The organism is Paenibacillus sp. ICGEB2008 (genome assembly GCF_000307675.1).
In the GTDB taxonomy this organism is placed as follows: Bacteria; Bacillota; Bacilli; order Paenibacillales; family Paenibacillaceae; genus Paenibacillus; species Paenibacillus polymyxa.
This window is the reverse complement of sequence record NZ_AMQU01000029.1, coordinates 45,609-50,547: the sequence shown is the minus strand read 5'-3', so window position 1 is coordinate 50,547 and position 4,939 is coordinate 45,609. Positions and strand designations below refer to the sequence as shown.

Annotated in this window: 3 protein-coding genes; all 3 read right to left on the bottom strand. The window is 47.0% G+C overall.

Annotated features, from left to right (window positions below):
* Positions 1-51 precede the first annotated feature (51 nt).
* Positions 52-1,917 carry an ABC transporter ATP-binding protein gene (locus C400_RS0123965; RefSeq protein ID WP_017428489.1) on the bottom strand — a complete coding sequence of 622 codons (1,866 nt, stop codon included), beginning with the start codon at positions 1,915-1,917 and terminating at the stop codon, positions 52-54.
* Complete coding sequence (locus tag C400_RS0123960) at positions 1,892-3,721, bottom strand: ABC transporter ATP-binding protein (protein ID WP_017428488.1); 1,830 nt, start codon at positions 3,719-3,721, stop codon at positions 1,892-1,894. The genes C400_RS0123965 and C400_RS0123960 overlap by 26 nt, the downstream gene beginning before the upstream one ends.
* Positions 3,722-3,933: 212 nt before the next feature.
* The gene (locus C400_RS0123955; protein ID WP_017428487.1) at positions 3,934-4,758 is read right to left on the bottom strand and encodes a thioesterase II family protein; all 825 of its coding nucleotides are present in this window, start codon (positions 4,756-4,758) and stop codon (positions 3,934-3,936) included.
* Positions 4,759-4,939: the final 181 nt, after the last annotated feature.

Genomic DNA, 4,939 nt, shown 5'->3' with positions numbered 1-4,939 from the left:
CCGTCTCTCTCCTCGCAAAATAGATATTTGGTAAAAAGAAAATTCGCATATTTATGCGGTTTGTTCCTCTGGATGCTTTCGAAACTGAAGCTCATACAGCTCCGCATAATGACCACCCTCAGCAAGGAGCTGGTCATGAGTTCCCTGTTCTTTGAGCTCGCCATCGGCAAGAACACAGATCGTATCCGCCCTCTCAATCGTAGACAATCGATGGGCAATAACTAATGTCGTACGATCCTTCATCAGCTCATCTAAGCCCTGCTGAACTTCATATTCCGACTCTGCATCCAGGGCCGAGGTGGCTTCATCCAGCAGCAAAATCGGCGCATTTTTGAGCAGAGCACGGGCAATCGCGATTCGCTGTCTTTGACCCCCGGACAAATTGGCTCCGCGTTCACCGACAATCGTGTCATAACCCTCCGGAAGCTCAGCTATGAAGCCGCTGGCATAGGCTGTTTTGGCCGCAGCCTTTACTTCCTCATCCGTGGCATCCGGTGAGCCGAAGCGGATATTGTCTGCTACTGTACCGTGGAACAGTGTAGCCTCCTGTGGTACATAGGCCATTAAATCCCTAACCTCATCCAACCGAAATTCTTCTGCCAAGCGGCCGCGAACCCGCAGCACACCTTCATCCGGTGGGTAAAATCCCAGCAACAACTTCATCACGGTGCTTTTCCCACCACCACTCGGACCGACAATCGCGGTTACCTGCCCTTCTGGCACGACCAAGTTCAATCTTCGCAGCGTTGGACGGTCTGGCTGATAGCCAAAGCTGATATTGTGCAGCTCCAGCGCAGCAGCAGTCTGTTCAATAGAGAGGTCTGAATCCACAGTCTCGACACCGTCATAGGATTCCTTAGGTTCACGGGCTGATGAAGCTGACACCTCCGGATCGATAAGCCCGGTTACTGATTCCTTCTGTTTCGCCGCGGGAAACTGTTCCTCTTCCTTCGACTCATTCAAGATTTCGCGGATACGTGCCAAGCCTGCCAAAGAGTTTTGTAACAGGGATACAGCTGCCCCCAGCTCCAAAAATACCGTTGAAATACCCGTTTGCAGCTGCACAATCTGTCCCAAAACTCCGAGCTCCATTTGCTTCTGCGAAACCAAGATCAATCCAGCAACAAGCACACCGCCCAGCGTAATAAATTCAATAACAAAATTACACATATCCTGCAGTCCCATATGACGTCCCTGTCGGATACTGATGCGATTTATGTCCTCGCTTGCATCGTTGCAAAGTCCACCCACTTTTGTCCTTAACCCAAATAACTTCACCGTCTGTAAACCGGAAAGCAAATCACTCAATCGTTCCGTGAACCTGCTCATCCGTCCCTGTAATTCTTCACTCGTCTGTCGCATTTTCTTCGCAAAATGAGCATTTATCCAGGCTGAAGCTAGTCCTAGTAGAACCGCCATAATCCCAAATCGCCAATCCAGCACCATCAGAATGACTAGTGAGCCTAAGAAAAGCGAAGTTTCCAGTATAATCGAGCGAATATGAACGGTGTAAGCCTGCTCCAGCGTTTGGACATCGTTTGTCATGCGGGAAACAAGATTACCCGAATGGTGTTTTTCGGCTTTTTCATACGATAGCTTGACAACATGGCCGAATAGTTTCATTCGTACATCGGCAATTGCGAGCTTGACACATCGTTTATACATATAGCTACACACGGGGGAAATAAGACTTAACGCCAAAAATGTGCCGCTGACCAAATAGACCGCTCGGTACAGCTCCTGTACATCGCCATTAACCGCAAAATTCAGCAAATAATGCACCACAAAAGAAAGCAAAATTGTGATGCTGGCATTGGTCAGACTGTTGCCAACCAACCCCGTAAAATACCATTTTCGATGCGGCTTCATCAGGGACATCAATTGCTTAAATTCATAAAACCCCTGCTTGAAGGTCACGACGCTCACTCCTTTCCTCAGGCAGTGAATACCCGTTTTCCTCCGTTTGCTGTCCTTCAAAATTTTGCAAATACAGCTTTCGGTACACACCTTCACGGCCTAGTAATTCCTCATGTGTACCCGATTCCACAATGCTCCCCTGATCAAGTACGATAATGCGGTTCGCCTGGCGTACAGTTGACAGTCGATGAGCTATGACCAGTACCGTCCGGTTTTGCATTGCTGCATTCATTGCAATCTGTACCTGAGCCTCCGACTGGCTATCGAGTGCTGAAGTCGGCTCGTCCAGTAGAAGCAGCGGAGCATTTTTCAGCAATGCTCTTGCTATAGAAATACGCTGTTTTTGTCCTCCAGACAATCCGCCTCCCCGTTCGCTCAACAGAGTTTCATAGCCCTCGGGTAGCTGAACAATAAAATCATGCGCATGTGCCGCTTTCGCCGCCTCGACAATTTCTTTCCGGGTCGCCTCCAGACGTCCATATCCGATATTTTCTGCAATAGTGGCCGGAAAAAGCGACGGTTCCTGAGATACCATCGAAATATGGCTACGCAGGCTTGTTAGGTTCCAATCTGTCAAATTCTTACCAAACAATTGAACGGTTCCGGCATGCTCTCCAGGTTCATTAAATCCGCAAAGCAGCTTGAAGATTGTGCTTTTACCGCCACCGCTGGCCCCAACAATCGCTACCGTTTCTCCTTGTCCTACCTGGAAGCTAATCTCCTTCAGCACCGTGTTCTCTTCGTTGTAGCCAAAGGTTAAATGCTCAAAGCTGACTACAGGAATGTCGTCCTTGCTTTCTGCATCGTCTTCCTTGAGATCTTGGCTTATTGAAGTGATTTTCCCGTCTTGCCGCTCATCTGGCCAATCCAGCACCTCAAACAAATGCTTCGCTGCTCCCCCCGCTTCCTTCATTTGCGAAATGATCGTCGGCAGCATGGCAACAGGCTGCAATATGAACGAAATAAGATATAAAAAAAGGACAATGCCACCAGCATTCAACTCACCTTGTTGAATCAAATATCCACCGTACACAATGACCAAAATAATCGGTGTTGCCAGCATCATCACACCTACTGGAGTTATGAACGCATAGCGTTTTTCTAGCCGCAATCCGCGCTTGATGACCTCCTGCGTAATCACCATATACTTCTTCAACAGCACAGCCTGCATATTAAATGCCTTGACGATAGGAATTCCTCCGATCGCATCCTGTCCCACCGCGTTCAAATGAGCAATTTTCTCCTGAAGCTCCTTGGAGTATTTCTCAATTGGCTTGCTCATCAGTGAGGTTATGATCATTCCTACAGGCATAAGCGCAAGACTTGCCAAAACCAGTTTCCAGCTTGTCAGTAAAAGCAACGTTAAGGATGCCGTAAACACAAGTGGCAAATAAAACAGATTAGCAAACTGCTGGATAAAAAAGTTCTGCAACAGCGCCGTATTGTTTGTTAGACGGGATACCAAATCTCCGGTGAACTTGCTCTCCACGCTGGAAACAGGTAAATCATAAAACTTATGTACGAGATCGCCTCTCAAGTCGCGCAGGGCACTAACACTAAATCGTGCCGAAGCGTACCTCATCACAAACTTACAAGGCATTCCAATTACCGTCATACCAACAACTAGATAGATCATGTTCTGGGTGGAGGAGAATGTTCCCTGTGCCATTTGCTCTATGGCCTTACCCAAAATAATGTCAATAGCTGCCAAACACAAGGAGGAAATCACGGCTATAAAAACCCAAAGATTATAAGGCTTTATATAGCGTGTGAGTCTCCGAAAAGCAGAATTTGATCGAAACAAAGGCATCCCTCTTTTTCATTGCCACACTTTAGCAGTGCGAACTTTTTAGATTGGCGATGGACGTCATTGAAGTAAACTCTGTGTCTGAAATGATGAGGGCCTGTACAGAAAAATTGGATTTTAATCTACGCTGGAAAATGCATCATGGTGGGCGGTTTTATCGGTTATTGCTGAGATGGTGATAACGAGGTGTATCGTGATGTGTGGGACATTCAACTCTGCCTGAATCGTGGTTGTGGAGTGCTTGTGTTGTAAGTTGTATGAGCTGCCGCAGCGTGGGCCATCGGCGAGAATGCGGAGAGAATGTCCTCGACTGCGCTCATAACCTCTTGCTCTTGTTCATGGATGAAAAAGTGATTGCCTTCGAACATCCGGACATCCATAGGTGACATCGTATGCTGCTGCCAGGCACGAAGTGAATCTGTGCTAACCTCAAAATCCCTCGTTCCCCCTAAAACCGTCATCGGGCATGCCAGTGGATCTCCCGGCTGATAAACATAAGTTTCACATACCTTAAAATCTGCACGCAGACGAGGCATAATAATTTGCATCAATTCTGCATTTTGCAGCACCTCTTCGGGGGTGCCCTGCATCAAGCGAAGCTCTTCGGTGAAAGAATCGTCTGCTAAATCATGGAGTCGTTTTTTGGAGTATGGAAGATGAGGGGCGGATTTACCAGATACGATAATATGCACAGGTAGTTTTCCAGTTTTACTGTACAACTGCCGCGCTGTTTCAAATGCAATCAGTGCCCCCATACTGTGCCCAAAAAAGGCAAATGGCTTATGTATGTATGGAGCCATAGCGGGAACCAACGATTGGACGATGTCTTGAAGGGTTTCCATTGGAGCTTCAGTGGAGCGGCTCTCACGTCCTGGGAGTTGTATTGGCAACACAGTAATATCAGGCGCGAGCCTGGACTTCCAAGAGTTAAATATGTAAGCACCACCACCGGCGTAGGGGAAGCAGAATAGTTGGAGCTTCGCAGCCGGTTGGGCCTCTGTTTTAGCGAACCAAGATTGTGATCGAGTCGTCATATGAATTCCTCCATCCTCTATGCAGTTCATAATTTTACAGTAAATCCTTATATCTCTTTTTTTCTTCCAACACTTTCTAGCTTTTTTAAATATACAAACTTTAAAACGGCTTGACACGGGACAAAAGGGCTAAATTACTAGACTTCATAAAAATAAAACAAAATCCATATTATGCTATTTG